Source organism: Polaromonas sp. P4_H1, assembly GCF_056400945.1.
In genome coordinates this window covers 20,500-44,650 of sequence record NZ_JBFUKG010000021.1, presented here as the reverse complement: position 1 = coordinate 44,650, position 24,151 = coordinate 20,500, and the positions used below count along the sequence as shown (strand labels likewise).

Sequence of the window (24,151 nt, the reverse complement as noted above, 5' to 3'; positions counted from 1 at the left end):
TCCGGTCGCCATGAATCCCATAGCGGTTGGCGCCCATGCCGTCAGGGCTCGCCTCGGAAATGTCGAAGTGTTGCACGGCATAACGCTGGCGCTGCCGCTGGCACGCTGGAGCAGCATCGTGGGGCCCAACGGTGCGGGCAAGTCCACCTTGCTCAAGGTGCTGGCAGGCCTGCTGCCTCACGCCGGCGACGTGGCCCTGCTGGGCCGTCCGCTGGCCGCGCTGCGCGCGCGCGAGCGTGCCCGGCAGCTGTCCTGGCTGGGCCAGAACGAAAGCTCGGCGGAAGATCTGACCGCCTACGACGTCGCCATGCTGGGCCGTCTGCCGCACCAGGCCTGGCTGGCGCCGCCCAGCGCGGCCGATCGCGCGGCGGTGGAGCGGGCCCTGCGCACCACGCAGGCCTGGGACTGGCGCGGCCGCCCCTTAGGCCAGCTCTCGGGCGGCGAGCGCCAGCGCGTGCTGCTGGCGCGTGCGCTGGCGGTAGAGGCGCAGGTGCTGCTGATGGACGAGCCCCTTGCCAACCTGGACCCGCCGCACCAGACCGACTGGCTGCTTATGGTGCGCGAGCTGGTGGCGGGCGGCAAAACGGTGGTCAGCGTGCTGCACGAAATTTCAATCGCGTTGCAGGCCGATGAATTGGTCGTCATGGACAAAGGCCGGGTGACGCACCAGGGGGCCTGCACCGATGCCGCCACGCACCGCGCGCTGGAGGAGGTGTTTGATCATCGCATCACCGTGCACCAGCTCTCGGGCCAGTGGGTGACTTTGCCAAAAATCTAGCGCGTCACCAGCAAACTTCAAACCCCAACACATCATGAAAACTCTCACTTCGCATCCGGAGGCTGATCGCGACACTGCTGCGTCGGGCAAGGTCTGGTTTGTCGGTGCAGGGCCGGGCGACCCGGAACTCATCACCGTCAAGGGCCGCGCGCTGATTGAGCGTGCGGGCGCCATCCTGTTTGCCGGTTCGCTGGTCAGCGAGGCTGCCACGCGCTGGGCCCCAGTGGGTTGCGTGATTGTTGACAGCAAGGACATGACGCTGGAGCAGATGTCGGCCTGGCTGATTGAGCAGGCTGGGCGCTGCGAAACCGTGGTGCGCCTGCAAACCGGCGATCCCGGTTTGTATGGGGCGCTGATTGAGTTGGTGCAACCGCTGGACGCTGCTGGAATCGCCATCGAGGTCGTTCCCGGTGTGTCGTCCGCCATGGCCTCCGCTGCGGCTGCGGTGGAAAGCCTGACGCTGCCTGAGGTGACACAAACGGTGATCTTTACCCGAGTGGAAGGCCGCACGCCCATGCCCGAGGGCGAGTCGCTGGAGGTGCTGGCCGCGCACCACAGCACGCTGTGCATTTTCTTGAGTATTACCTTGATGGGCCGCGTTACCGCGGCGTTGACCGCGGCGGGCTGGTCGCCGGATGCCCCCATCGTGGTGGTGCACAAGGCCAGCTGGCCCGGCGAGGAGAAGATCGTTCGCGGCACCGTGAGCACCATCCAGAGCCTGTGCCGCGAGGCCAAAATTGTCAGCCAGGCCATGATCATTGCCAGCCCGACGCTGGGCGCGCGCCAGTGGACGACCCTGGCCAAGTCAAAGCTGTATGACGCCAGTTTCACGCATCGCTTCCGGCGCGCCAGCGTCCCAGTCTCAAACCTCATCCAGGAGACCCCATGACCATGACAACCATTTTGCTGGTGGGCCACGGCTCGCGCGAGCCCGCCGGTAACGACGAGATCGAGGCCTTTACCGCGCGCTGGCGCCTGGCCCATCCGCAATGGCATACCGAGCTGTGTTTCATCGAATTCGCCGACACCGGCGTGGACCAGGGACTGGCGCGCGCTGCACAACAGGCGCAACGGGTGATCGTGGTGCCGCTGATCCTCAATGCGGCCGGCCACGTGAAGATGGAGATCCCGGCGCATATCGCGCAGGCCCGCCAGCGCTTTCCCGGTGTGCGCTTTGACTACGCACCGCACCTGGGTGTGTGCGATCCGCTGCTGACGGTGTTGCAGCGCCAGCTGCGCGATTGCATGCAGGCGCTGGACATGCCCGACCCCGGTGGCACCGGTGTCGTGTTGCTGGGGCGCGGCTCGTCGGACCGCCTGGCCAATGGCGAGATGGCCAAGATGGCGCGCTGGCTGCAGGAGGAGAGTCGCCATGAACTGGTCGACCTCGCTTTCACGGGTATCACGACCCCGCGGCTGGAACGCGTGGTGCAGCGCCAGGCGCTCATCGGTCTGCGCCAGATTGTGGTGTTGCCGTACTACCTGTTCACGGGTACGCTGATCCAGCGCATCGGGCGCCAGGTGGCGCATTTGCGGCTGCAGTACCCTGGTGTGCGCTTCGCGCTGGGTTCGTACTTTGGTTTCGAGCCCGAGGTGGCCGAGCTGCTGGCCGAGCGGGTGCAGGGCCTGCTTAATGGGAGCCTGGCGGCGGTGCCCGTCAGCGCGGAAGCGGCGCAGTGGCAAGGGCATCGCCATGACGACGCTCACCATGACCATGGTCACGATCATCCCCACGATCACGAGCATCACGAACATCACCAGCACGCTCCCAGCGCAGTCCGGGCATGAGCAGCGTCAACACTGTCACCGAGCAGCTCACTGCGGCCGGCCGGGCCATCGAGCACGACTCGTTTGCCGTGATCGACCGCGAAGTGGGGCCGCACGCCTACAGCCTCGACCAGTGGCCCATTGTGCGTCGCATGATTCACGCCAATGCGGATTTTGATTTCAACGGCCTGACCGATTTCCATCCCGCGGCGGTTAACGCGGGTTTGGCCGCCATCGTGTCGCGCGCCACCCGCGTGGTGGCCGATGTCGAGATGATTTGCGTCGGTCTGTCGGCGCCACGCCTGGGGCACTTCGGCATGCGCACGCACCAATTCATCAGCGATGCCGATGTGATCGAGACCGCCAAAGACGAGGGCACCACCCGTGCGGTACAGGCCATGCGCAAGGCACACCGGCTGGGCCTGATCGACGGCGCCATCGTCGGCATCGGCAATGCGCCCACCGCGCTGATCGAGATCGTGCGGCTGATTCACGAAGAGGGCGCCCGCCCGGCGCTGGTGGTGGGCATGCCGGTGGGTTTTGTTTCAGCCGCCGAATCCAAGGACTTGATGGCCCTGGAAACCGAGGTGCCCTGGGTCGTGATCCGTGGGCGCAAGGGCGGCTCTACCCTGGTGGTGGCAGCCATCCATGCGCTCCTGGGTCTGGCCGAGGCCAGGGAACTCGCCGCATGATGAAAAAAGACGCGCCCCGCGGCACCCGCACCGGTTTCACCACCGGTGCGTGTTCTGCTGCAGCGGCGCGTGCGGCGGTGATTGGCCTGGTCACCGGTCAGGTGCCCGATGCGGTGGAGTGCCTGCTGCCCAATGGCGACCTGGTGACCTTCGCCGTGCAGGATGGCCGCGTTGAGGGCGTGGGTGGAGGCGTGGGTGGGGGCGCATCAGCCCACGCCATGGTCATCAAGGACGCGGGCGATGACCCGGATTGCACCGACAAAGCGCATCTCACCGCCGATGTGCGGCTGCGTCATGATCTGCCGGGCCAGGTGTTGCTGGCCGGTGGTTTTGGCGTGGGCACGGTCACCATGCCGGGCCTGGGTCTGGCGGTGGGTGGCCCGGCCATCAACCCGGTGCCGCGCCGCAACATCGAGGCCAATGTGCGTGCCGTGGGGCAGGGCCTGCTGGATGAAGTGGGGCTGGAAGTGACCATTTCCGTGCCGCAGGGCGAGGAGATGACCAAGAAGACCTTGAACGCGCGGCTGGGCATTCTGGGCGGTATCTCCATCCTGGGCACCACCGGCATCGTGAAGCCGTATTCCACTGCTGCCTACCGCGCCAGCGTGGTGCAGGGCGTGCAGGTAGCGGGCACGCTGGGCCACGGCGTGGTGGTGCTCACCACCGGCGGGCGCACCGAAAAGTTTGTCATGGAAGAAATGCCCGAACTGCCCGAGCCCGCGTTTGTGCAGATGGGCGACTTCCTGCGCTACGCCATGGGTGCGGCGGTCAAGGCGGGCCTGAAGAAAGTCGTCATCGGCGGCATGGTCGGCAAGCTCACCAAGATTGCCCAAGGCGAAACCATCACCCACGCGGGCCGGGCCGAGGTGGACACAGGTTTGCTGGCCGAACTCGCTGCCAGCGTGGGCGCAGCGCCCGATGTGTGCGATGCCATCCGTGGCAACGAAACCGCCCGCTACGCCGGCGAGCGCATGGACGCGCTGGGCCTGGGGCAGGCCTTTCACACCGCGCTGGCGCAGCGGGTCATACAGACCCTGCGCACGCGCTACCCCGATCAATTTGAACTGAAAGTGCTGGTCTGCGACTTTGACGGTCGCAAGATTGCGGAGGCCTCTTGAATTCTGAACCGATCGAAACTATCGAAGCCATGGAAACCACGGAAGCCGTGGAAGCCATTGAAAAATGCCGCATCCTGGGCGTGCTGGACGACGGCATCAACAGCCTGAGCCAGAGTGCGCTGGCGCATCTGCAATCTGCCCAGCTGGTGATTGGCGGCGCACGCACGCTGCAGTTGCTGGCCGTGCAGATCTCCCCCGATGCGGTGCAGCGCGACCTGACCGGAGCCTTGTCGCAGGTCCCCGAGTGGATTCGTGCCGCGCAGGCCATCGGGCAGCGCGTGGTGGTGCTGGCCACGGGCGATCCGCTGTGCCACGGCATTGCGGCTTACCTGGCTTCGCGGCTGTGCATCGAGGCGATCGAGGTGCTGCCCAATGTCTCTACACTGCAGCTGGCTTGCGCCCGCCTGGGGCTGCCGTGGCAGGAAATGAAATTTTCTTCCGTGCACAGCCGCGACGCGGGCGACTGGGTGGCAGGCGCCGAGCCCAGCCACGGCCTGTACGCGCTGCTGCGCGACATCCGCCAGCACGACCGCCTGGCCGTGCTGACCAGCCCCGACAACACGCCCGATCGCATCGCCCGCATGCTGGTGACGGAAGGCCTGGCCGATGACTTTGAAATGGCGGTGGCCGAGCGCCTTTGCCAGAACGATGAACGCATCGTCAGCGGAATCAGCATTCATGCCGCCGCCCAAATGCCGTTTGCCGACCCCAACGTGGTGCTGCTGTGGCGCAGCAAATTGCGTGCACCGCAGGTGTTGTTTGGCCTGCCCGATGCCAGCTTTGAGCAGCGTCACCCGGATAAGGGCTTGATCACCAAAAACGAGGTGCGCGCCGTCTCGCTGGCGCGTATGCAGCTGCGTGCCGACAGCGTGGTGTGGGACATCGGTGCAGGCTCCGGTTCGGTCGGCCTGGAGGCGGCGCGGCTGTGCCGCCAGGGCCATGTCTATGCCATCGAGAAAAACGTCGACGACAGCACCATCGTGGGCCGTAACCGGCAGGCCATGGGCATCAGCAACCATACCCTGGTGCACGGCAAAGCCCCCGAGGGCCTGGCGGCCTGGGCTGACCCGGACGCGGTGTTTATCGGTGGCTCGGGCGGTGAATTGGCCGAGCTGATTGCGCTGACTCTGAGACGCCTGAAACCGGGTGGCTGGCTGGTGATGAATTTTGTGACCATTGAAAACCTGGGCACGGCGGTCGAAACGCTCAAAACCCTGGGCGCCAGCTGGGATGTCCTGCAGCTCCAGGCCTCGCGCAGCAAACCTATTTTGCACATGAACCGCATGGCGGCCGAGAACCCGGTGTGGCTGGTGTGTGCGCAGGCGGGAGTTCAGCATGGTTAAGCCCGGTCAACTCTACGGCGTATCGCTGGGCCCCGGTGACCCGGGCCTCATCACCCGCCGCGCCTGGGCCTTGCTTGAGCGCGCCGATGCCGTCTGGACCTACCCGGTGCGCAGCCTGCGCAAGGAAAGCTATGCGCTGGACATCGCTTTGCGCGCTGGCCTGCCTTTGCCCGAAAAACACCAGTCACTGCTGTTTCCGATGACGCATGACGTGGAAAAACTGGCGCGCCATTGGCTCAAGGCGGCCGAGACCGTGCGCGACTTGTTGGCGACCGGGCAAGACGTGCTGTTTCTGGTCGAAGGTGATGCCTCCACCTACGCCAGCTTTTGTTACCTGGCGCGCGTCCTGCGCGAGCTCGATGCGGACGCGCGAATCGACATCGTGCCCGGTGTGACCTCGTTCAACGCGGCGTGCGCTCAACTGCACATGCCGTTGTCGGAGCAGGACGACACGATCGCCATCGTGCCGGCCGCCTACGGCATTGCAGCGGTGGAGCGCATGCTGGACGATTTCGACACGCTGGTGCTGATGAAGGTCAAGCCGCTGCTCGATGACCTGATTGATTTGCTGGCGCGCCGGGGTCTGCTGGCGCACAGCCGTTTTATCGAGAAGGCTGGCTCCCCGGTGGAGCGCATCGTGCACGACGTGGCCGAACTCAAGGGCACCAAGGTCAACTACCTGTCGCTGCTGCTGGTCAAAAACCCCAACCGCGAACGCGGCGAAATGCTGCGCGGCTGCCGCAAGAAAACAAGCACTGAAATTGAAGAGGAAAACGAAGCATGACCCCCGACACACTGTCAAACGCCAATTCCACACCCGTTGCGGCGACCGACCAGGCCGTGCGCGTGGTATTGGTTGCCATCACCAAGCATGGCGCGCAGCAAACCGCCGAACTGGCGCGCCAACTGCCCCAGGCCAGCGTCTGCGTGGCCGACAAGTTCGCGCCGCTGATGGCCGGCCTGCCCAACCCGGTGCGCGCCTACAGCGGGGCTTTTCGCGACGAGATCGCCACGCTGTTCACCGACTTTGACCAGGTGGTGTTCTTCGTCTCGCTGGGCGCGGTGGTGCGACTGATCGCGCCGCACCTGAAGAGCAAGGATGAAGACCCCGGTGTGCTGGTGGTCGATGACGCGGCGCAGTTCGTCATTCCCGTGCTCTCGGGCCATGTGGGTGGCGCCAACGCCATGGCCGAGCAGGTTGCCGCGCTGCTGGGGGCAACACCGGTGCTGACGACTGCTTCCGACGTGGGCAAGACCATTCCGGTGGACATTCTGGGCCGCGAGCTGGGCTGGAAGGTCGAGGCGCCCAAGATCAACATCACCCGCGTGTCGGCCCACGTAGTGAATGGCGAGCCGATTGCGGTGGTGCAGGAGGCGGGCAGCCCGAACTGGTGGACCCGGCCTACGCCGCTGCCTGCCACCATCCATAGATTTCAACGCTTTGAAGACGTTGATCTGAACCACTTCAAGGCCGTGTTGTGGATCACCCACGCCGAGGTCGCGGCTGAACGCTGGCAGCAATTGAACGAGCGCCTGGTGGTGTACCGCCCGCCGCAAGTGCCGGCAGCATGAAGCGCATCTCGATGCAAGTCGCCGTGGGCCTGGGCTGCGACCGCGGCACTCCGCTGGCCACGCTACAGCAGGCACTGGACGAGGCGCTGGCCCTGGCTGGTGTCCGCCTGGATGACGTGGCAGCGGCCGCCAGCATTGACCTGAAGGCTGACGAGCCGGGTCTGCTGGCCCTGGCCGCGCAGCACGGCTGGCCGTTGACCTTCTACACCCCTGAACAGCTGGCAGCCGTGTCCGTGCCCAACCCGTCCGAGACGGTGCGCAAGTACACCGGCAGCCCGTCCGTCAGTGAAGCCGCCGCCTTGCTGATGGCGGCATCGCAAGCCGGGCAAGCGCTTACCGCCATTGCACTGCTGGTCGAAAAACACAAGTACCGGGGCGCCGATGGACGCAATGCCACGGTGTCCGTGGCGCGCTGCTCCGGCGCACACGAACCCCAATGATTTCAACTCCGACAAACAAAAAAAACAATGAAACCTTCTCTTCTTGCCATGGGCAGCACCGTCGCGCTGCTTGCTTACTGCCCCCTCGTGGCCCATGCAGGGCGTCCGCTGGGAACCGACGATGCCGGAACTGTTGGTGCCGACACCTGCCAGGTTGAGAGCTGGCTTAAACGCAGCTCCAACCCGAAGGCCAGGACATGGGTTTTGTCGCCAGCCTGCGGCCTCGGCGAGGCCGTGGAGCTCAATGTCGAAATGGCGCGCACTGTGCCCGACGACGGCATCCGGTTCGAGAGCGGCCTGGCGGTCAAATGGGTAGATCCAGCCTGGAAAGCAGGTGCGCTGAACTGGGGGCTCAAGGCGTGGCGTGGCACGGCGCATGGCCGCGAGGCACCGCGCTGGGCGGCGACCACTTCCGGCGCGATGGGGCTGCTGACCTGGCAGGCGAGTGAGGCCGTTGCAGTACACGGCAATTTCGGGTTCGAGAAGGACCACGCCAGTCGCAGCACCGAGCCTTTGCTTAATCTCGCCCTCAGCTGGGACGCCACGCCCTCGTTGACTCTGGTGGCCGAGGCAATGACCGTGCGGCACAGCCCGACCCAGCGCAACCTGGGCGCTCGCTGGTGGCTGCAACCGGAACGCCTCGCGCTGGATTTCACCGTCGGCCGCAGCACCGGTGCCGAGTCGGCGCGCAACGTCACCGTCGGGCTGGGCTGGTACGGCATCGGGTGGTGAGATGAAGGAATTTTTTTGTTCCAGCCCTGAAAGGAGCCTTCAATGAACTTCCCTCTCATCGTTCCCGCGTCGACTGCTGCGTCAGAGGTCGGTGCGACGTAGCAGGTCTTGAGCCGATTCGCAGCCGCGGCAGAGCAACGTGCCACGGTGTCGTTAGCCCCATGTGACAGTTTCCTTTGGTCATCTTTTTTTTTGTTTCTTAACCCTGAAATGGAGCAACCCATGAACGCATCTTCTGCATCTCCTACCTCCCTGGTCACCAGTGGTAGCGCAACCCGCAGCCTGTTGCTGCAATTGGCCGCCGGCGCCGCTTTGGGCCTGGTGGTGCTGTACGGCGTGGCTTTCGCTGAAAGCCCGCTGGCCCACAACGCCGCCCACGACGTGCGCCACGTCACGGTCAAACCCTGCCACTGAGCCCTGGAGCTTTTCATGTTGTTTCAACGATTGATTTGGGCCGCACTGGCTGCAGCCTTGCTGGTGGGCAGTGTGCAGTCCGGCGTGCAGCAGTGGCAGGCCGTGCCGATTATTCTGGCGGCCGAGGTGTATGAGGGGCAAAAGGCAGAGGCACCTGCAGAGCCGCCCGCACCCGCTGCGCACGTCCATGCCGAAGGCGTGGCAGCTGAACACGCGCACGACCATGGCAGCGCTGAGGAATGGGCGCCGGCTGAGGGTGCCGAGCGCATTTTCTGGACCTGGGTGGCCAATGTCCTGCACGCCTTCAGCATGGCGCTTTTGGTGTTTGCCGTGATGGGCGCCTGCCTGTGGCGCGGCACGGCCGTGCGTTCGCTGCCGCTGGCTTTGCTGGTGGCTGCGGCGGGCTGGCTCAGCTTTCACTTCTGGCCATCACTGGGCCTGCACGCCGAGATTCCCGGCATGGATGCGGCCCGTCTGGGCTCGCGCCAGGGCTGGTGGGTGTTGGCCGCGGGCAGTGCTGCATTGGCCTGTGCCTCGCTGGCGGGCCTGCGTCATTCCTTGCGCTGGGCTGCCGCAGCGGCGTGGCTGGCTTTGCCTTTTGTGGTGGGTGCTCCGCACATTAGCGCCGACCCGTTGGCAGGCTTCAGCGGCGCAGCGCAGCTTGCCTTGCGCGAACTCGGCACGCAGTTCATCTGGGCCACCACTTGGGTATCACTGTCGTTCTGGGCCTGCATGGGGCTGGTGTGTGGCGCGGCGTTTCAGCGCTGGCTGCGTCCGGTGCTGGAAGCAACTTTTGAACGCTCGAAGCCGGTTGCATCGGCTGGCACGGCGGTGAGCCCATGACCGGCCCCAAAGGAAAAATCATGCTGGTGGGCATTGGTCCCGGCAGCCATGACCATATGACGCAGCGCGCCCGTTCCGCTATTGCCGAGGCCGATGTGGTGGTGGGCTACGTCACCTACATCAAGCTGGTGGCCGATTTGCTGGAAGGCAAAGAGGTCGTGCGCAAAGGCATGACTGAAGAGCTGGACCGCGCGGTGCACGCGCTGGCCAGCGCCCGCGAAGGCAAGAAGGTTGCGCTCATCTCCAGTGGCGACGCTGGGGTGTATGGCATGGCCGGGCCCACCTATGAGGTGCTGTTTCAGGCTGGCTGGACGCCGGAGTCTGACGTGGAAGTCGAAGTCGTGCCGGGCGCGTCGGCTATCAACGCCTGTGCGGCACTGGTGGGCGCACCCCTGACGCACGACTTCTGCTCGATCTCCCTGTCCGATCTGCTCACGCCCTGGCCGGTGATTGCACGCCGCCTGGATGCGGTGGCGGCCGCCGACTTTGTGGTGGCGCTCTATAACCCCAAGAGCGGCCGCCGTACGCAGCAAATCGTGCAGGCACAGCAGCTGTTCTTGCGGCACCGCCGGCCCGACACGCCGGTGGCCGTGGTCAAGTCGGCTTACCGCAGGCGCGAGCGGATCGAGTTCACCACACTGGACAAGATGAGCGACTGCGACATCGGCATGCTCACCACGGTGCTGATTGGCAACAGCCACACCTTTGTGCAGCATGGCCTGATGGTCACGCCGCGCGGCTACGCCAACAAGTACGAGCTGCACGGCGATGGCAGCACGCGCGAGGGCGAAAGGCCTGGCCGCTCGCTGTCCACCGGCCTGCTGGGCTGGATGGAAAACCTGCGCATTGACCATGCTGAAGGCGAGAGTGTTGCCGCATTGGCGCTGCGTCACAAACTGCCGGCTGACTACATCGAGGCCGTGCTGACAGCGCCGATTGAAGAAGAAGCCGTCAAGGAAGAAACGGCCAGCACGGAGGAATCGGAAGCATGAGCGAAGCGGTGGTCAAACCCAAAATTGGCGCTTACAAACGCCATTTGCTGATCTGCACCGGCCCGCGCTGCACGCAGGATGGTGCGTCGCAGGAGCTGTTCGACAGCCTGGGCGACAAGTTCAAGGCGGCCGGGCTGCACGACGGCGAGATGCGTGTCAAGCGCAGCCGGGTGAGCTGTTTTGCTGCCTGCAAGGGCGGGCCGGTCATGTGCGTGCAGCCTGATGGCACCTGGTACTACAACGTCACGCCCGCCAACATGGACCGCATCATTGACCAGCATCTGGTGGGCGGGCTGCCTGTGGCTGATCTGGTGTTTCACCAGGGACCGGGGGACTGCCATGACGTTTGAGGCACAGGAGCAAACCAGCCGCGGATTCGTGTCCATCGTGGGTGCAGGGCCGGGCCCGGTCGATTTGATGACGTTGCGGGCATTCGACCGGCTTCAGCGGGCCGAGGTGGTGGTGCACGACCGCCTGATCGCGCCGGAGGTACTGGCTTTGATCCCCCAGGCGGCCCAGCGCGTGTATGTGGGCAAGGCCTTGGGCAATCACGCCGTGCCGCAAGAGGGCATCCATGACTTGCTGGTGGCGCATGCGCGCCTGGGCAAACGGGTGGTGCGCCTCAAGGGCGGTGATCCCTATGTGTTTGGGCGCGGGGGCGAAGAGGTGCAGGCCCTGCAGGCGGTGGCGATTGCCTTTGAAGTGGTGCCGGGGGTGACTGCTGCCAGTGGCTGCTCGGCAGCGGCGGGTATTCCGCTGACGCACCGCGACCTGGCGGGCAGCTGCGTATTTTTGCCCGGCCACCTGGCTGACGACGAGGCCACGCATGACTGGCAGGCCTTGGCGCGGCCGGGCCAGACCCGTGTTTTTTACATGGGCGTACAGCGCCTGGCGCAGATCGCCCACCAGCTCATCGTGCATGGCTTGGCACCCGATACCCCGGCCGCCATCGTGCGCGATGGTGCCCGCGCCACGCAGACCGTCATCGCCACCGGGCTGCGCGACCTGGTGGCACGCGCGCCGGCGTATGGTCCCCAGCCTGGCTTGCTCATCATCGGTGAGACCGTGCAACTCAGCCCCTATTTCAACCTTTAGGTGATTGCCATGCAAATTGAAACCCCACCGTCCGACAAGCCCTATGACAAACCCGAGGGTGAACGCCGCGGCCTCATCATCGTCAATACCGGCGACGGCAAGGGCAAAAGCACCGCTGCCTTTGGCCTGGCCCTGCGCGCGCACGGGCGCCACCATGTGCATGGCAAGGCCGTCAAGATTTTCCAGTTCATGAAAGTGCCCAGCGCCCGCTTTGGCGAGCACCGCATGTTCGAACAGCTGGGCATTCCGATCGAAGGGCTGGGCGACGGCTTTAGCTGGAAAAGCCAGGACCTGGAACATTCCGCGCAACTGGCACGCGATGGCTGGGAAAAAGCCAAGGCAGCTATCCTGGGCGGTGAGTACTTCATGGTGGTGCTGGACGAAATCACCTACCCGCTGATTTACGGCTGGATGCCGCTCGACGACGTGCTGCAGACGCTGCGCGATCGCCCGAAGGACGTGCACGTGGTCATCACCGGCCGGCGCTGCCCGCCCGAAATCATCGAGCTGGCCGATACCGTGACCGAGATGACCAAGGTCAAGCACGCGTTCAATGCCGGCATTCCCGCCCAGCGCGGCATCGAAGACTGAAGATGCCAGTAAATCTACTGCGCAACCCAATCTCGCACCTGCGGTCCTCGCCGTACGAATGTACGGCTCCGGTCCTCGGCACGACCTTGGGCTGCTCGCTACGATTTCCCGGCATCTTCGCTACCTGGGGGCCGCGTTCGTGACTGAAGCACTTTCTTCTGTGGCAGCGCACGCCTTCAGCCTGCCCGAGCAGCAGGCGGTGTACCGCGCCATTTACGAGCGGCGCGACATGCGCCATTTCAGCGGCGGGGTGGTGGCCGATGAGGTGTTGCAGCGCCTGCTGGCTGCCGCCCACCATGCGCCCAGCGTCGGCTTCATGCAACCCTGGCGCTTTATCCGCGTGCGCAGCCAGCCGCTGCGCGCCGCTGTGCATGCGCTGATCGAGGAGGAGCGCATCCTGACGGCCCGGGCGCTGGGCGAGCGTGAAGACGAGTTCATGAAGCTCAAGGTGCAGGGCGTGCTCGATGCCGCCGAAGTGCTGGTGGTGGCGCTGCCGCCAGGGCGCGAGCAGCATGTCTTTGGCCGCCGTACCCTGCCTGAAATGGACCTGGCCTCCGCCGCCTGCGCCATTCAAAACCTCTGGCTGGCCGCGCGGTCGGAAGGGCTGGGCATGGGGTGGGTGTCGATGTTCCCCCCGCAGCAACTGGCGCAACTGCTGCAGATGCCCGAGGGCAGCAAACCCATTGCTGTGCTGTGCCTGGGCCCTGTCCAGGCGTTTTACGAGCAGCCCATGCTGCAGGCTGAACACTGGGCGCACCGTGCGCCGCTGGCTGACATGGTTTTTGAAGACTACTGGGCCAGGCCGGCTTTACCCCATGAGTGATGGCGCGCTGCTCGTGGCGGCAGCGTTGTTGCTCGCCTTGCTCATGGATAGGGCATTCGGCGAACCACCCGCCTGGATGCATCCGGTGGTGGGCATGGGCAAGTACCTGTCGCGGTGTGGCAAGCTGTTGCCTGGTTTGCAGCCCTCGCTGGCGTTCGGCTCGGGGGCTCTGGCGTGGCTGGCGGGTGCGGCTTTGGTGGGGGGCCTGGCCTGGTTTGCCCAGCAGCAGATGGTTTTTAGCCTGCATCCGGTCATTGCTGCGGTGTTCATGGCCGTGCTGCTCAAGCCCATGCTGGCCTGGCGCATGCTGCGCACCGAAGTCGATGCGGTTGAAGCGGCGCTGCAGCAATCGCTGGAAGCAGGACGCGAACGGTTGTCGTGGCTGGTCAGCCGCAACACCGTGCTGCTCAATGAAAGCGAAGTGCGTGAGAGCGCCATCGAATCGCTGGCTGAAAACCTCAACGACTCGGTGGTGGCTCCCATCTTCTGGTTTGTGCTGTTCGGCTTGCCCGGCGCCGCCATTTACCGCTTTGCCAACACCGCCGACGCGATGTGGGGCTACCGCGGGATTTACAAGGGGAAAAACTGGGAGTGGGCCGGCAAATGGGCGGCGCGGGCTGACGATGTGTTGTCATGGATTCCGGCGCGCCTGACGGCTTTGCTGCTGGCCCTGGTGGCGGGTGGCTTGTCCTTTAAAAACTTGCAGACTTTGCGACGGGAAGCCCGCAAAACGCCATCCCCGAATAGCGGCTGGCCGATGGCGGCCATGGCCCTGGCGCTGGGCGTCAGCCTGCGCAAACCCGGTGTTTACACGCTCAACCCTGAGGGCAAACCGCCACAGGCTCCTGACACCGTTTCTGCGCAAAAACACGCATCCAAAGTGGTTTTGGCTATTGTTTTATGTGCGCTGACAGCCATCATATTCATAGCGTTCACGCATTTTTCATGATGAGCACGCAGCAACCGCAAAGCCTGCGAATTCACGGTGGCCCCGACCCGTATGGCGTGCCGCTTCATGACTTCTCCACCAACAGCAATGCCCGCGGGCCGTGCCCTCTGGCGCAAGCCGCTGTCAGCCAGGCCGATGCCAGCCAGTACCCTGATGGGAGCTACACCGCCCTGCGCCAGCAACTGGCCGGGTTTCACGGGGTGGAAGTGCGGCGTGTATTGCTGGCTGGCAGCGCCAGCGAATTTATTTTCCGCATCACCGCCTTGGTGGCGTTGGCGGCGAAGGCGGGCGGGCGTTCGGTCTGGCTGCCGCCGCACAGCTATGGCGACTATGCGCAAGCGGCCCATGCACATCGCTTGACAGTGGCGGACCAGGTCGCCGACGCACAGCTGCGCTGGAGTTGCGACCCATCCAGCCCGCTGGGCGCGGCGCATGCGGGTCTGGATGATCTGGTCAATGAAGCCGGCTCGCCCGCTATCAGTGTGCTCGACCGGGCCTACGAACCCTTGCGACTGAGTGGGGCGCTGGCGCTCACCGATGCGCAACTGCAAAAACTTTGGCAACTCTGGACACCGAACAAAGCGCTGGGCTTGACGGGCGTGCGTGCCGCGTACGCCATTGCACCCGTCGATGCGGGGGAGGAGGTGCTTGCGCTGGAGCAGCTGTGTCCTTCGTGGCCGCTGGGGGCGCACGGCGTGGCCATGCTGCACGCCTGGCTGCGTCCTGACGTGCAAGACTGGCTGGTGGACAGCCTGAAGACCCTGCGCGAGTGGAAAGCACGGCAAATTGCCATGTGCGAATCCCTGGGCTGGACCTGCCTGCCCAGCCATGCCAATTTTTTCTGCGCCCGGCCCGCATTACCGGCGGGCGTCGCGTTGCAGCAGGTGCTGGCTGCATTGCGCCTCCAGGGCATCAAGCTGCGCGACACGACCTCCTTCGGCTTGCCCGGCCATGTGCGCATCAGCGTCCAGCCGCCCGCCGCGCAGGACGCATTGCACAATGCATGGCAACACATCACATGAAAGTCAGCATGAGCGGCACATTGGCCAGAAGCGTCATGGTTCTGGGTACCACCAGCGGTGCCGGCAAAAGCTGGCTGACCACCGCACTGTGCCGTTACTACGCGCGGCAGGGGTTGAAGGTTGTGCCTTTCAAGGCGCAGAACATGAGCAACAATGCGCGCGTTGTCGCGGGCGGCGAGATTGGCAGCGCCCAGTATTTCCAGGCGCTGGCGGCGCGCGCCGAGCCCGAGGTGCGCATGAACCCGCTGCTGCTCAAGCCCGAAAAAGACACGCAAAGCCAGGTCATCCTGATGGGGCAGGTCGATGCCGGGCTCTCGCGCATGCCCTGGCGCGGCCGCAGCGCTTCGGTGTGGCCGGTCATCGCTCGGGCGCTGGACGAACTGCTGGCCGAGAACGACGTGGTGGTGATCGAAGGCGCGGGCTCGCCGGCGGAGATCAACCTCAAATCCAGCGACATCGTCAATATGCGCCCGGCGCAGCATGCCAATGCGGCCTGCCTGCTGGTCACCGACATCGACCGCGGCGGCGCCTTTGCCCACCTGTATGGCACCTGGGCCATGCTCGATGAGGCGGAACGCCGGCTGATCAAAGGCTTTGTGCTCAACAAGTTTCGCGGCGACGCCAGCCTGCTGGCGCCCGGACCGCAAATGCTGCAGGAGATGACCGGCGTGCCCACCGTGGCAACACTGCCGATGTGGTGGCAGCATGGCCTGCCCGAAGAAGACGGTGTGTTTGACGACCGTAGCCGGGCGGCAGGGGCCGTGACCACCACCATCGCCGTCATCGCCTACCCGCGCATCAGCAACCTCGACGAATTTCAGCCGCTCAAAAATGTACCGGGCGTGCACCTGAAGTGGGTGCGCAGCCCGGGCGAGCTGGCCGGCGTCGACTGGATCGTCCTGCCCGGCTCCAAGCACACCAGCGGCGACCTGGCCTGGCTGCGCGCGCAGGGGCTGGACCGCGCGGTGGCCGCCCATGCAGGGCAGGGCGGCGCGGTGCTGGGCATTTGCGGCGGCCTGCAAATGCTCGGCGAGGCACTGATTGACCCGCATGGCATCGACGGCAACGCGCCAGGGCTGGGGCTGTTGCCGGTGGTCACCGTGTTTGAAGAAGGCAAAACCGTGCAGCGCAGGCATGCCCGGTTTGGCGAGCTGGCCGGAGCCTGGGCCGCCTTGTCGGGCGTGGGCCTGCAGGGCTACGAAATTCATCACGGCCAAACGGCGCCCCACACGGCCATGGCGGCGGCGGGGGACATTGCCCATGGCGTGATGGCCGAAGGCCTGGCCTGGCAAAACACTAGAGGCAATGTGCTGGGCCTGTATTTGCATGGCATGTTTGAAGATCCAGCCGTGCTGCAGGCGCTTTTTGGCGCCACGGTACCCACGCTGGATGTCGTATTTGACGGCCTCGCCGATTACATTGAGCAGCACTTTGAGCCGGGCGTTTTGCAGGCGCTGATAACGACCGCTTGACTCGCCCCACGAGGAGATGGGGCCCGGGGGGCGCTGGCGAAGGCCTGTTACTGGTGCAAACCCTCTGTTTGTTTATCAGTCATCGTATGACATGATTTTTGGATCAGATGATGCACGCATTCAACAGCAGTGCGCCGCAGTCTCCCCTAGTCTCCCTCAGATGCAAGGCAAGTTCTCCGATTAATCTTCATTCCCATAAAGGGTTTGAATGATTGACATGTCGATTTTCTTGTGCGGATAATGCACGCGTTGTATGACAACGTATAACGATGGAAATCTTCGACTGCTTCAAGTCAATCTAAAAAAGGAGACGGTTTATGCATGTGCCTATGGGGTCCGCCCGAGTGGCCCGTTTTATGGTGGCAACGTCGGCATTGCTGTTGGCGATGGGCAGCGCCCACGCCGCGACGTTTGTCTATGTGTCCAACGCCGACAGCCAGGACATCTCGGTACTGGAGCTGGACAGAAGCCAAGGGCTGGTCAAGCCCGTGGAGACGGTGCCGGTGGCTGGCACGGTAATGCCATTGGTTGTGAGCCCGGACAAGCGGTTTTTGTACGCCGCACTGCGCTCCCAGCCGTACCGGGTGGCGAGCTTCGCTATCGACGCCTCCAATGGTCACCTGCGCAAACTGGGCGAAGCGCCATTGGCCGACAGCATGGCCAACATCGACCTGGATGCCACGGGGCGCTGGCTGTTTGCAGCGTCTTATCCTGGGCACAAGATCACGGTCAACAGCATTGGCAAGGATGGTGTGGTGGGCGCTGTGCAGCAGTTGCTTTCCACCGCACCCAATGCCCACGCCATCCATGCCGATGCGAACAACCGGTTTGTGCTGGCCAGCAGCCTGGGCGGCGACAACCTGTCGATCTGGCGCTTCGATGCGGCGAAGGGGCAACTCTCCCCCAATGACCCGGCACTGGTTTCGGCCGCGCCCAAGTCGGGTGCGCGCCACTTTGTCTGGGACAAGGCTCAGCGCTTTCTCTACCTGCTCAACGAGCTCGATGCTTCGTTGTATGTTTACGCGTGGGACGCTGCGCGCGGAACGCTGCGCGAGTTACAGCGCACCACGACGCTGCCAAGTGGCTTCACCGGCAAGCCCTGGGCTGCAGATATGCACCTGACGCCGGACGGCAAGTTCCTCTATGCCTCAGAGCGCACCTCCAGCACGATTTCGGCTTTCCGTGTCGACCCGAGCAGCGGGCTGCTGCAGCCGTTGGGGCAGACCGCCACAGAAAAGACCCCGCGCGGATTCGCCATCGATTCGACCGGGCGCTTTTTAGTGGCTGCTGGGCAAGAGTCGCATAGCGTGTCGGTATACGCCATCGACGCCGCCAGTGGCGCGCTTGGCACACCGAATCGTTTGGCTGTGGGCAAGAACCCGAACTGGATCGAGATCGTCGATCTGCCCTGATCCGCACAAAAGGCCTGAGCCTCCCGATCGCTCACGGCCTTCACGTCCACTGCATAAAGAGACATCACATGAAGAAAATCCTGACCTCCATCTCGCTGTGCCTGGCCGCTTTGGCTGTCAACGCTCAGGCCTGGCCAGACAAACTAGGGATGGCGACAGAAGCCTGGGTTTCAGCTATTCAAAACGGCAGTCGCTGATAACGACCGCTTAGCCTCTTAGTCGGGGACGCGCTTCAGGGGCCCAAAACAGGCCTGGAGCGACTCGGCCTTGCAGACGATGAACTGGTCCTTCTGGGGGTTGAACTGGATGAAGCGGGTAACGCTCTCCGTGACGCTCCCTTCCGGGCTTTCGTGCAGGTCGCCCGAGCAGTCGCGCTTGCCGTTGCTGGCGGTGACTGTTTCGGCGAGCCGGTAGAAGCCGAGCAGGCCAGGCGCACGCGGTATTTCGTAATTGCCCTGTGTGACCTCTTCACCGCTGGTACTCAGCCGGGTGCCGTTGGCGCCGTACTGCCAGGTTTCGGTACAGGGCTTGCCGGGCAATGTCCAGGTCCACGTTCCTACGAGCGGGTGGGGCGCGGGTGCTGCCGGCAAGGCGGGGGCAGGCTTGGGTGGCTTGGGTGCCTTGGCGGCACAGCCGCAGAGCAGGGCGGCGACAAGCAGTGCATGGATTTGGCGGAATGCAGGGGGCCTGCTTCCGGGGTGGCGTGGTAAAGACTTCATGGGGTGATTATGAAGAAGCCTGGAGTCACCTCGAGCAAGCCGGCGCCACCAGGTGCCACAGGCTGCCACCTGGAGTTGCCCTGCTGTCACTACACGAAGGTGCGCACGAAGTCGAGTGAGGAGACGACCCCCTTGATATGGGTGCCCTCCGCCACAACCACATGGTGAATATTCATGGCGACCATCAAGCTGGCCACCTCGCTGAGGGTGGCGTCCGGGCGCACGGTGATCGGTTTGTAGGTGCAGAGCTGCCAGGCGCTGACTTTCTGGAAGGGCTTGCCTTCGGCATGCAGGCGCAGCAGGTCCGCGCTGCTGATGACGCCCAGGACCACGCCGTCGGCATTGGCCACCGGCACCCATGACAGGCCCTTGGCCACCATCTGGGCCTCGACGGATTGCGCCGTGTCGTCGAGCCCGACCAGGCACACTTCACGGTGCATCAATGACGATATCTTTTTGCTCATGGCATGCTCCAGGCCGCCGGTGGCGGCTCATGTCGCGCCGGCGCGGCGCTGCGTGGCGCCCGTCCCCATGCCGTCCCCATGTACCGCGAACCTGGCTACGAATCGGGCGCTTTTCCTGATTCTGCTACTTTTGATTCCGTTATGACTAGACCGGTTCGATGATCACGTCCTTGCTAAGGCGCTCGACGTCCGTCGCCTGGCACAGTGCCGTTCCCGCCGTGAGCAGGGCGGCCGCGCCGGCCGCCATGCCGTATCGAAACGCCTGAGCCAGGTCGCCACCGCGGTTCAGTGTCCAGACGAGGCCGCCGACAAAGCTGTCGCCGGCGCCGATGGTGCTGGCCACCTTGACCGCTACGCCCCGTGCCCGCAGCGCCGCGTCAGCGGTGACAAGCAAGGCCCCGTCCTCGCCCAGCGACAGCGCTACGACCTGCGCCTGTCCGGCCAGGATGATCCGCTTGGCCGCCTCGCGCCACTGCGGCTCGCCTGCCAGCGGCAAGCCGGTCAGTTCGCGCAGCTCCTGAAGGCTGGGCTTGATCAGGTACACCCCTTCTGCCAGCACTGCTGCCAGTGCCGGCCCCCACGTGTCCACCACCACGCGGCTGCCGCGCGAGCGGGCCAGCCGCGTGAGTTGGGCATAAAAGTCGTTAGGCACCCCTGGGGGCAGGCCGCCGCTCGCCACCACATAAGCGGGCGGCACGTCGAGCTTGCTGACAAAGTCCAGGCAGGCTTGCCACTCCGGCGCCGTCAGGGCCGGCCCGGGCAGTACAAAGCGGAAGTCCCGCCCGCTGGATGTTTCGTGGACGGAAAAGCTCTCGCGGGTTTCCCCGGCAATGGGTATCCAGTGGCTGCGCACCTGCTCCCGCTCAAGCAGTTGCCGCAGCCGTTGCCCGTTCATGCCCCCCGCCAGAAAGAGCGCGAGGCAGTCGCCGCCAAGCCGCTGCACGACGCGGGCCACGTTGATCCCGCCGCCGCCAGGATGCAATTGCGCGGCGGCGCACCGCAGCTTGTGCGTGTCCATGACCTTGTCGGTCGAGGTGGAGACGTCCAGGGCCGGGTTCATGGTGATGGTCAGGATGTCAGTCATGGCCGTCACTTGCTCCCGTGCTTCCCCGCCTCAGGCCCGCAGCTGCCGCGCCAGCAGCACGGCGACATGAATCGCCTCGCGCTGCGCACCGTCCTTGATCTGGTGCCGGCAACTGGTGCCGTCGGCCACCACGATGGCATCCGGCTGCTTGCGCACGGCCGGCAGCAGGCTGAGTTCGGCCATCTGCATGGACACCTCGTAATGGCTGGCCTCGTAGCCGAAGCTGCCGGCCATGCCGCAGCAGCTTGATTCGATCAGTTCAGGCTGGGCGCCCGGTATCAGCTTGAGCACATCCATGATGGGAGTCACCGCACCAAAAGCCTTCTGGTGGCAGTGGCCGTGCAGCAGGATAGGCCGGGTGACCGGCTGGAGCGCGGCCTTCAGGGTTTCCAGCTTGCCGGCAGCTGCCTCGCGGGCCAGGAACTCTTCCAGCAACAGCGCGTGCTGGCTGATGGTTTGCGCAGCGTTGCGCAGTCCCATCACCAGCGCTTCGTCGCGCAGGGTCAGCAGGCAGGAGGGTTCCAGCCCGACGATGGCAATTCCCTTTTCGGCGAAAGGCAGCAGCGCGTCTGTCAGTTCGCGCGCCTTGGCCTTGGCTTCCGCGATCATGCCGCTGGCAAGGTAGGTTCGGCCGCAGCACAGGCTCTTGCCGTCCGCTTTGGTTTTTGTCGCTACATGCACCGTATAACCCGCGGCCTGCAGCACTTTCAATGCCGAAACCGCATTTCTGGATTCGAAGTAGCCGTTGAAGGTGTCGACGAACAGCACCACGGGTTTGCTGGCGGCCAGCACCTCTTCGCGTGTGGCGCTGGCGGGGGCCGAGTTGAAGAAGGTTTTTGTCTTCCACTGCGGCAGCGTGCGCCGGGCAGACAAGCCCAACAGCCTTTCACTCAGGGCCGCCAGACCCGGAATGCTGTCGCGCAGGTTGAGCAGCGGCGCAAGGCGGCTGGCCCAGTGGGCGTAGTCGGGCAAATACGCGACCAGCTTGTCCTTGAGCGTGTAGCCGTGCCTGGCCTTGTAGTGGTGCAAAAACTCCACCTTCATTTTGGCCATGTCCACGCCGGTTGGGCAGTCGCGCTTGCAGCCCTTGCAGCCGACGCACAGGTCCATGGCTTCGTGCACGGCGTCGCTGGTGAAAGCGTCTTCTGCCTTCAGGCCCTCCAGCTGACCCGAAAGCGCCAGGCGCAAGGTGTTGGCCCGCCCACGCGTCAGGTGTTTTTCGTCGCGCGTGACGCGGTAGCTCGGGCACATGGTGCCGGCATCAAACTTGCGGCAGTGGCCATTGTTGTTGCACATCTCCACCGCCTTGGCAAAGCCGTGTGCAGGGTCGCCGCCGGTGCCGGGGGCGCTGGTCTGCTCGGTCACCGGGTCGTTTTGCACGTCCCAGGCGCTCCAGTCCAGCGCGGGCCGGATGGGGATCACCTTGTACCCCGGCGGAAAGCGCATCAGCCGGGTATCGTCCATTTTGGGCAGTGGATGCCCGGCTGACGCAACGATGCGCCCCGGGCTGAGCAGATTCACCGGGTCGAGGTAGTTCTTGATCTGCGCAAACGCTTCGTTGATCTTGGGGCCGAACTGCCACTGCACCCATTCGCCGCGGCACAGCCCGTCGCCATGCTCGCCGCTGTAGGCGCCCTTGTAGTGGCGCACCAGGGCAGAGGCTTCTTCGGCAATGGCGCGCATCTTGGCGCCACCATCCCGGCGCATGTCGAGAATGGGCCGCACATGCAGCGTGCCGACGGACGCATGCGCGTACCAGGTGCCCTTGCTGCCGTATTTGCGAAACACCTGCGTGAGCGCATCGGTGTACTCAGCCAGGTGCTCTAGCGGCACGGCGCAGTCTTCAATAAAACTGACCGGCTTGCCGTCGCCCTTGAGGCTCATCATGATGTTGAGGCCGGCCTTGCGCACTTCCCACAGGTTTTTCTGCGGCGCATCGTCAATCATTTCCACCACCGAACCGGGCAGGCCCAAGTCGCCCATCAGCTCGACCAGTTCCTTGATCTTGGGGGTGAGTTCGGCTTTGGAGGCGCCAGAAAACTCGACCAGCAGGATGGCATCGGGCTGGCCAATCAGCGCGGTGCGCACCGTGGGCGCAAAGGCCGGGTTTTGCAGCGACAGCTCGATCATCGTGCGGTCAACCAGTTCGACGGCCGTCAGCGTGCCATCCCCTAATTTGACGATGTGCTGGGCCGAGTCCATGGCCTGGTAAAACGTGGGAAAGTTCACCACGCCCAGTACCTTGGTGCGCGGCAGTTCACTGAGGCGCAGCTTCAGTGACCGGGTGAGTGCCAGCGTGCCTTCGCTGCCCACCAGCAGGTGGGCCAGGTTGACCGAACCGTCCTGGGTGTAGGGCTTTTCGTTCTGGTTGTTGAAGATGTCCAGGTTGTAGCCCGCCACGCGGCGCAGCACCTTGGGCCAGTGCGCCTGCAGTTCGGGCCGGAGCTGGTCCGACAGCATCTTGACATGGTCGCCGAGGGCGCGCGCCTCGCCGCTGGCGCTGTCGTAACGACCCAGCTGCAGCAGACGGCCGTCAGAGCGCCAGGCTGTTGCGCCCAGCACGTTATGCACCATGTTGCCGTAGGCGATGCTGCGGCTGCCGCAGGAGTTGTTACCGGCCATGCCGCCCAGCGTGGCCTGTGCGCTGGTGGACACATCCACCGGGTACCACAGGCCGTGTTGTTTCAGCGCGGCATTGAGGTGATCCAGCACAATGCCGGGCTCAACCTCGGCGGTGCGCGCCTGCGGGTCCACATGCAGGATGCTGCGAATATGTTTGGCGTAGTCGATCACCAGGCCGGCGCCCACCGTCTGGCCGCACTGGCTGGTGCCGCCGCCGCGGGGCACGATGGGTACCTGCAGGTCGCGGCAAATATCCAGCGCGGTTTTCACATCATCGGCCGTACGCGGCACAAACACACCGACCGGCATCACCTGGTAGATGGAGGCGTCGGTGGCGTAGCGGCCCCGGTCTGCCGGCGAGAACAGCACTTCGCCGCGCGTTTCACCGGCCAGGCGGGCTGCCAGCCGGCCGGCGACTTCATTGCTGACGCGCGCCACGTCGTCGTAGGCCCGGGCAGCGGCTTCCTGCGTGATCTTGAGGGGGAGGGGCGCGTTCATGCTTTGGCGGTGGAAGGATGGGTCTTGGCAGCGCGCAGCTGCTCGATCACCACATCCTGTTTGTGGATCAGGTGGCTGGCCAGCACGGCACGCATGGCAACCGGGTCGCGTGCACTGAGCGCTTCAATCATCAGTTCGTGCTCTTTCACGGCATCTTTCCACTTCTCCCCGTCCTGGTTGGAGCGGAAGCGCAACGCCTGCAGGCGGGCGTTGACCTGGTTGTAGGTCGCCGTGAGCACCGGGTTTTTGGCCGCGGCGTTGATGGCGTTGTGAATGGCCGCATTGAGCCGGTAATAGCCCGGCAGGTCGCGGCGCGTGTAGGCCGCCAGCATCTCGTAATGCATGGCCTTGATCTCGGCCAGTTCGGACTCGGTGATGCGCTGGGCCGCCAACTCGCCGGACTGGGCCTCCAGGCCCGACATGACCTCGAAGGTATTCATCACATCGGCTTCGGTCAGCTCGACCGCGATCGCGCCCCGGTTGGGAAGCAGCTCGACCAGCCCTTCGGCGGCCAGCATTTTGATCGCCTCCCGAAGCGGTGTGCGCGAGACGTTGAGTACTTCGCTCAACTCCCGCTCGTTGAGCTTGGCGCCGGGTGGAATGCGGTTTTCCACCAGCATCTCGCGCAGGCGGTGGGCCACCTGCTCATGCAGGGCGGCACGCGGAATGGGAATGACATTAGCGGACATGGTTAAATTTTGTATGCAAA

Annotated in this window: 27 protein-coding genes; 22 read left to right on the top strand and 5 right to left on the bottom strand. The window is 64.6% G+C overall.

Features of this window, described 5'->3' with window-relative positions; translation table 11 throughout:
• Window positions 1-10: 10 nt before the first annotated feature.
• The 22 genes from AC1DS5_RS22025 (at window position 11) to AC1DS5_RS21920 (ending at window position 18,252) form a co-directional block, all read left to right on the top strand.
• On the top strand, window positions 11-778 hold the full coding sequence (locus AC1DS5_RS22025) for an ABC transporter ATP-binding protein (protein ID WP_477720385.1): 768 nt from the start codon (window positions 11-13) through the stop codon (window positions 776-778).
• A gap of 34 nt (window positions 779-812) precedes the next feature.
• The gene (cobM, locus tag AC1DS5_RS22020) at window positions 813-1,667 is read left to right on the top strand and encodes a precorrin-4 C(11)-methyltransferase (RefSeq protein WP_477720384.1); all 855 of its coding nucleotides are present in this window, start codon (window positions 813-815) and stop codon (window positions 1,665-1,667) included.
• Window positions 1,664-2,566: a sirohydrochlorin chelatase gene (locus AC1DS5_RS22015; protein WP_477720383.1), complete on the top strand. Its 903-nt coding sequence runs from the start codon at window positions 1,664-1,666 to the stop codon at window positions 2,564-2,566. The genes cobM and AC1DS5_RS22015 overlap by 4 nt, the downstream gene beginning before the upstream one ends.
• The gene (locus AC1DS5_RS22010) at window positions 2,563-3,237 is read left to right on the top strand and encodes a precorrin-8X methylmutase (RefSeq protein ID WP_477720382.1); all 675 of its coding nucleotides are present in this window, start codon (window positions 2,563-2,565) and stop codon (window positions 3,235-3,237) included. Before AC1DS5_RS22015 ends, AC1DS5_RS22010 begins: the two co-directional genes overlap by 4 nt.
• Window positions 3,234-4,355: a cobalt-precorrin-5B (C(1))-methyltransferase gene (locus tag AC1DS5_RS22005; protein WP_477720381.1), complete on the top strand. Its 1,122-nt coding sequence runs from the start codon at window positions 3,234-3,236 to the stop codon at window positions 4,353-4,355. Before AC1DS5_RS22010 ends, AC1DS5_RS22005 begins: the two co-directional genes overlap by 4 nt.
• A 29-nt stretch (window positions 4,356-4,384) precedes the next feature.
• On the top strand, window positions 4,385-5,698 hold the full coding sequence (gene cbiE, locus AC1DS5_RS22000) for a precorrin-6y C5,15-methyltransferase (decarboxylating) subunit CbiE (protein WP_477720433.1): 1,314 nt from the start codon (window positions 4,385-4,387) through the stop codon (window positions 5,696-5,698).
• Window positions 5,691-6,482, top strand: a complete 792-nt coding sequence (cobI, locus tag AC1DS5_RS21995) for a precorrin-2 C(20)-methyltransferase (RefSeq protein ID WP_477720380.1) — start codon at window positions 5,691-5,693, stop codon at window positions 6,480-6,482. The genes cbiE and cobI overlap by 8 nt, the downstream gene beginning before the upstream one ends.
• Window positions 6,479-7,270: a cobalamin biosynthesis central domain-containing protein gene (locus tag AC1DS5_RS21990; protein WP_477720379.1), complete on the top strand. Its 792-nt coding sequence runs from the start codon at window positions 6,479-6,481 to the stop codon at window positions 7,268-7,270. The genes cobI and AC1DS5_RS21990 overlap by 4 nt, the downstream gene beginning before the upstream one ends.
• Complete coding sequence (locus tag AC1DS5_RS21985) at window positions 7,267-7,710, top strand: cobalamin biosynthesis protein (protein WP_477720378.1); 444 nt, start codon at window positions 7,267-7,269, stop codon at window positions 7,708-7,710. The genes AC1DS5_RS21990 and AC1DS5_RS21985 overlap by 4 nt, the downstream gene beginning before the upstream one ends.
• 27 nt (window positions 7,711-7,737) lie before the next feature.
• The gene (locus AC1DS5_RS21980) at window positions 7,738-8,442 is read left to right on the top strand and encodes a hypothetical protein (RefSeq protein WP_477720377.1); all 705 of its coding nucleotides are present in this window, start codon (window positions 7,738-7,740) and stop codon (window positions 8,440-8,442) included.
• Window positions 8,443-8,664: 222 nt separating this feature from the next.
• Window positions 8,665-8,856, top strand: a complete 192-nt coding sequence (locus AC1DS5_RS21975) for a CbtB domain-containing protein (RefSeq protein ID WP_477720376.1) — start codon at window positions 8,665-8,667, stop codon at window positions 8,854-8,856.
• A gap of 15 nt (window positions 8,857-8,871) precedes the next feature.
• The gene (locus AC1DS5_RS21970) at window positions 8,872-9,699 is read left to right on the top strand and encodes a CbtA family protein (RefSeq protein WP_477720375.1); all 828 of its coding nucleotides are present in this window, start codon (window positions 8,872-8,874) and stop codon (window positions 9,697-9,699) included.
• Window positions 9,696-10,691: a precorrin-3B C(17)-methyltransferase gene (cobJ, locus tag AC1DS5_RS21965; protein WP_477720374.1), complete on the top strand. Its 996-nt coding sequence runs from the start codon at window positions 9,696-9,698 to the stop codon at window positions 10,689-10,691. Before AC1DS5_RS21970 ends, cobJ begins: the two co-directional genes overlap by 4 nt.
• On the top strand, window positions 10,688-11,041 hold the full coding sequence (locus AC1DS5_RS21960) for a (2Fe-2S) ferredoxin domain-containing protein (protein WP_477720373.1): 354 nt from the start codon (window positions 10,688-10,690) through the stop codon (window positions 11,039-11,041). Before cobJ ends, AC1DS5_RS21960 begins: the two co-directional genes overlap by 4 nt.
• The gene (gene cobA, locus AC1DS5_RS21955) at window positions 11,031-11,786 is read left to right on the top strand and encodes a uroporphyrinogen-III C-methyltransferase (RefSeq protein WP_477720372.1); all 756 of its coding nucleotides are present in this window, start codon (window positions 11,031-11,033) and stop codon (window positions 11,784-11,786) included. The genes AC1DS5_RS21960 and cobA overlap by 11 nt, the downstream gene beginning before the upstream one ends.
• 9 nt (window positions 11,787-11,795) lie before the next feature.
• Window positions 11,796-12,377 carry a cob(I)yrinic acid a,c-diamide adenosyltransferase gene (cobO, locus tag AC1DS5_RS21950; RefSeq protein ID WP_477720371.1) on the top strand — a complete coding sequence of 194 codons (582 nt, stop codon included), beginning with the start codon at window positions 11,796-11,798 and terminating at the stop codon, window positions 12,375-12,377.
• A gap of 139 nt (window positions 12,378-12,516) precedes the next feature.
• Window positions 12,517-13,200, top strand: a complete 684-nt coding sequence (gene bluB / locus AC1DS5_RS21945) for a 5,6-dimethylbenzimidazole synthase (protein ID WP_477720370.1) — start codon at window positions 12,517-12,519, stop codon at window positions 13,198-13,200.
• The gene (cbiB, locus tag AC1DS5_RS21940; RefSeq protein WP_477720369.1) at window positions 13,193-14,149 is read left to right on the top strand and encodes an adenosylcobinamide-phosphate synthase CbiB; all 957 of its coding nucleotides are present in this window, start codon (window positions 13,193-13,195) and stop codon (window positions 14,147-14,149) included. The genes bluB and cbiB overlap by 8 nt, the downstream gene beginning before the upstream one ends.
• Window positions 14,149-15,171: an aminotransferase class I/II-fold pyridoxal phosphate-dependent enzyme gene (locus AC1DS5_RS21935; RefSeq protein ID WP_477720432.1), complete on the top strand. Its 1,023-nt coding sequence runs from the start codon at window positions 14,149-14,151 to the stop codon at window positions 15,169-15,171. The genes cbiB and AC1DS5_RS21935 overlap by 1 nt, the downstream gene beginning before the upstream one ends.
• An 8-nt stretch (window positions 15,172-15,179) precedes the next feature.
• Complete coding sequence (locus tag AC1DS5_RS21930; protein ID WP_477720368.1) at window positions 15,180-16,643, top strand: cobyric acid synthase; 1,464 nt, start codon at window positions 15,180-15,182, stop codon at window positions 16,641-16,643.
• Between the two features lie 356 nt (window positions 16,644-16,999).
• The gene (locus AC1DS5_RS21925) at window positions 17,000-18,055 is read left to right on the top strand and encodes a lactonase family protein (RefSeq protein WP_477720431.1); all 1,056 of its coding nucleotides are present in this window, start codon (window positions 17,000-17,002) and stop codon (window positions 18,053-18,055) included.
• Window positions 18,056-18,123: 68 nt separating this feature from the next.
• Window positions 18,124-18,252: a hypothetical protein gene (locus AC1DS5_RS21920; RefSeq protein WP_477720367.1), complete on the top strand. Its 129-nt coding sequence runs from the start codon at window positions 18,124-18,126 to the stop codon at window positions 18,250-18,252.
• An 18-nt stretch (window positions 18,253-18,270) separates the two neighbouring features.
• Here AC1DS5_RS21920 and AC1DS5_RS21915 read toward each other — a convergent pair whose 3' ends face one another.
• From AC1DS5_RS21915 to AC1DS5_RS21895, 5 genes are all read right to left on the bottom strand, one after another.
• A complete protein-coding gene (locus AC1DS5_RS21915; protein ID WP_477720366.1) occupies window positions 18,271-18,774 on the bottom strand; it encodes a hypothetical protein in 504 nt (167 codons plus the stop codon).
• A gap of 89 nt (window positions 18,775-18,863) precedes the next feature.
• A complete protein-coding gene (locus AC1DS5_RS21910; protein WP_011483672.1) occupies window positions 18,864-19,238 on the bottom strand; it encodes a CBS domain-containing protein in 375 nt (124 codons plus the stop codon).
• 145 nt (window positions 19,239-19,383) lie between these two features.
• On the bottom strand, window positions 19,384-20,322 hold the full coding sequence (locus tag AC1DS5_RS21905) for a 1-phosphofructokinase family hexose kinase (protein WP_477720365.1): 939 nt from the start codon (window positions 20,320-20,322) through the stop codon (window positions 19,384-19,386).
• A gap of 30 nt (window positions 20,323-20,352) precedes the next feature.
• The gene (locus AC1DS5_RS21900) at window positions 20,353-23,442 is read right to left on the bottom strand and encodes an FAD-binding and (Fe-S)-binding domain-containing protein (protein WP_477720364.1); all 3,090 of its coding nucleotides are present in this window, start codon (window positions 23,440-23,442) and stop codon (window positions 20,353-20,355) included.
• A complete protein-coding gene (locus AC1DS5_RS21895; protein ID WP_477720363.1) occupies window positions 23,439-24,131 on the bottom strand; it encodes a GntR family transcriptional regulator in 693 nt (230 codons plus the stop codon). Before AC1DS5_RS21895 ends, AC1DS5_RS21900 begins: the two co-directional genes overlap by 4 nt.
• Between the last annotated feature and the right edge of the window lie 20 nt (window positions 24,132-24,151).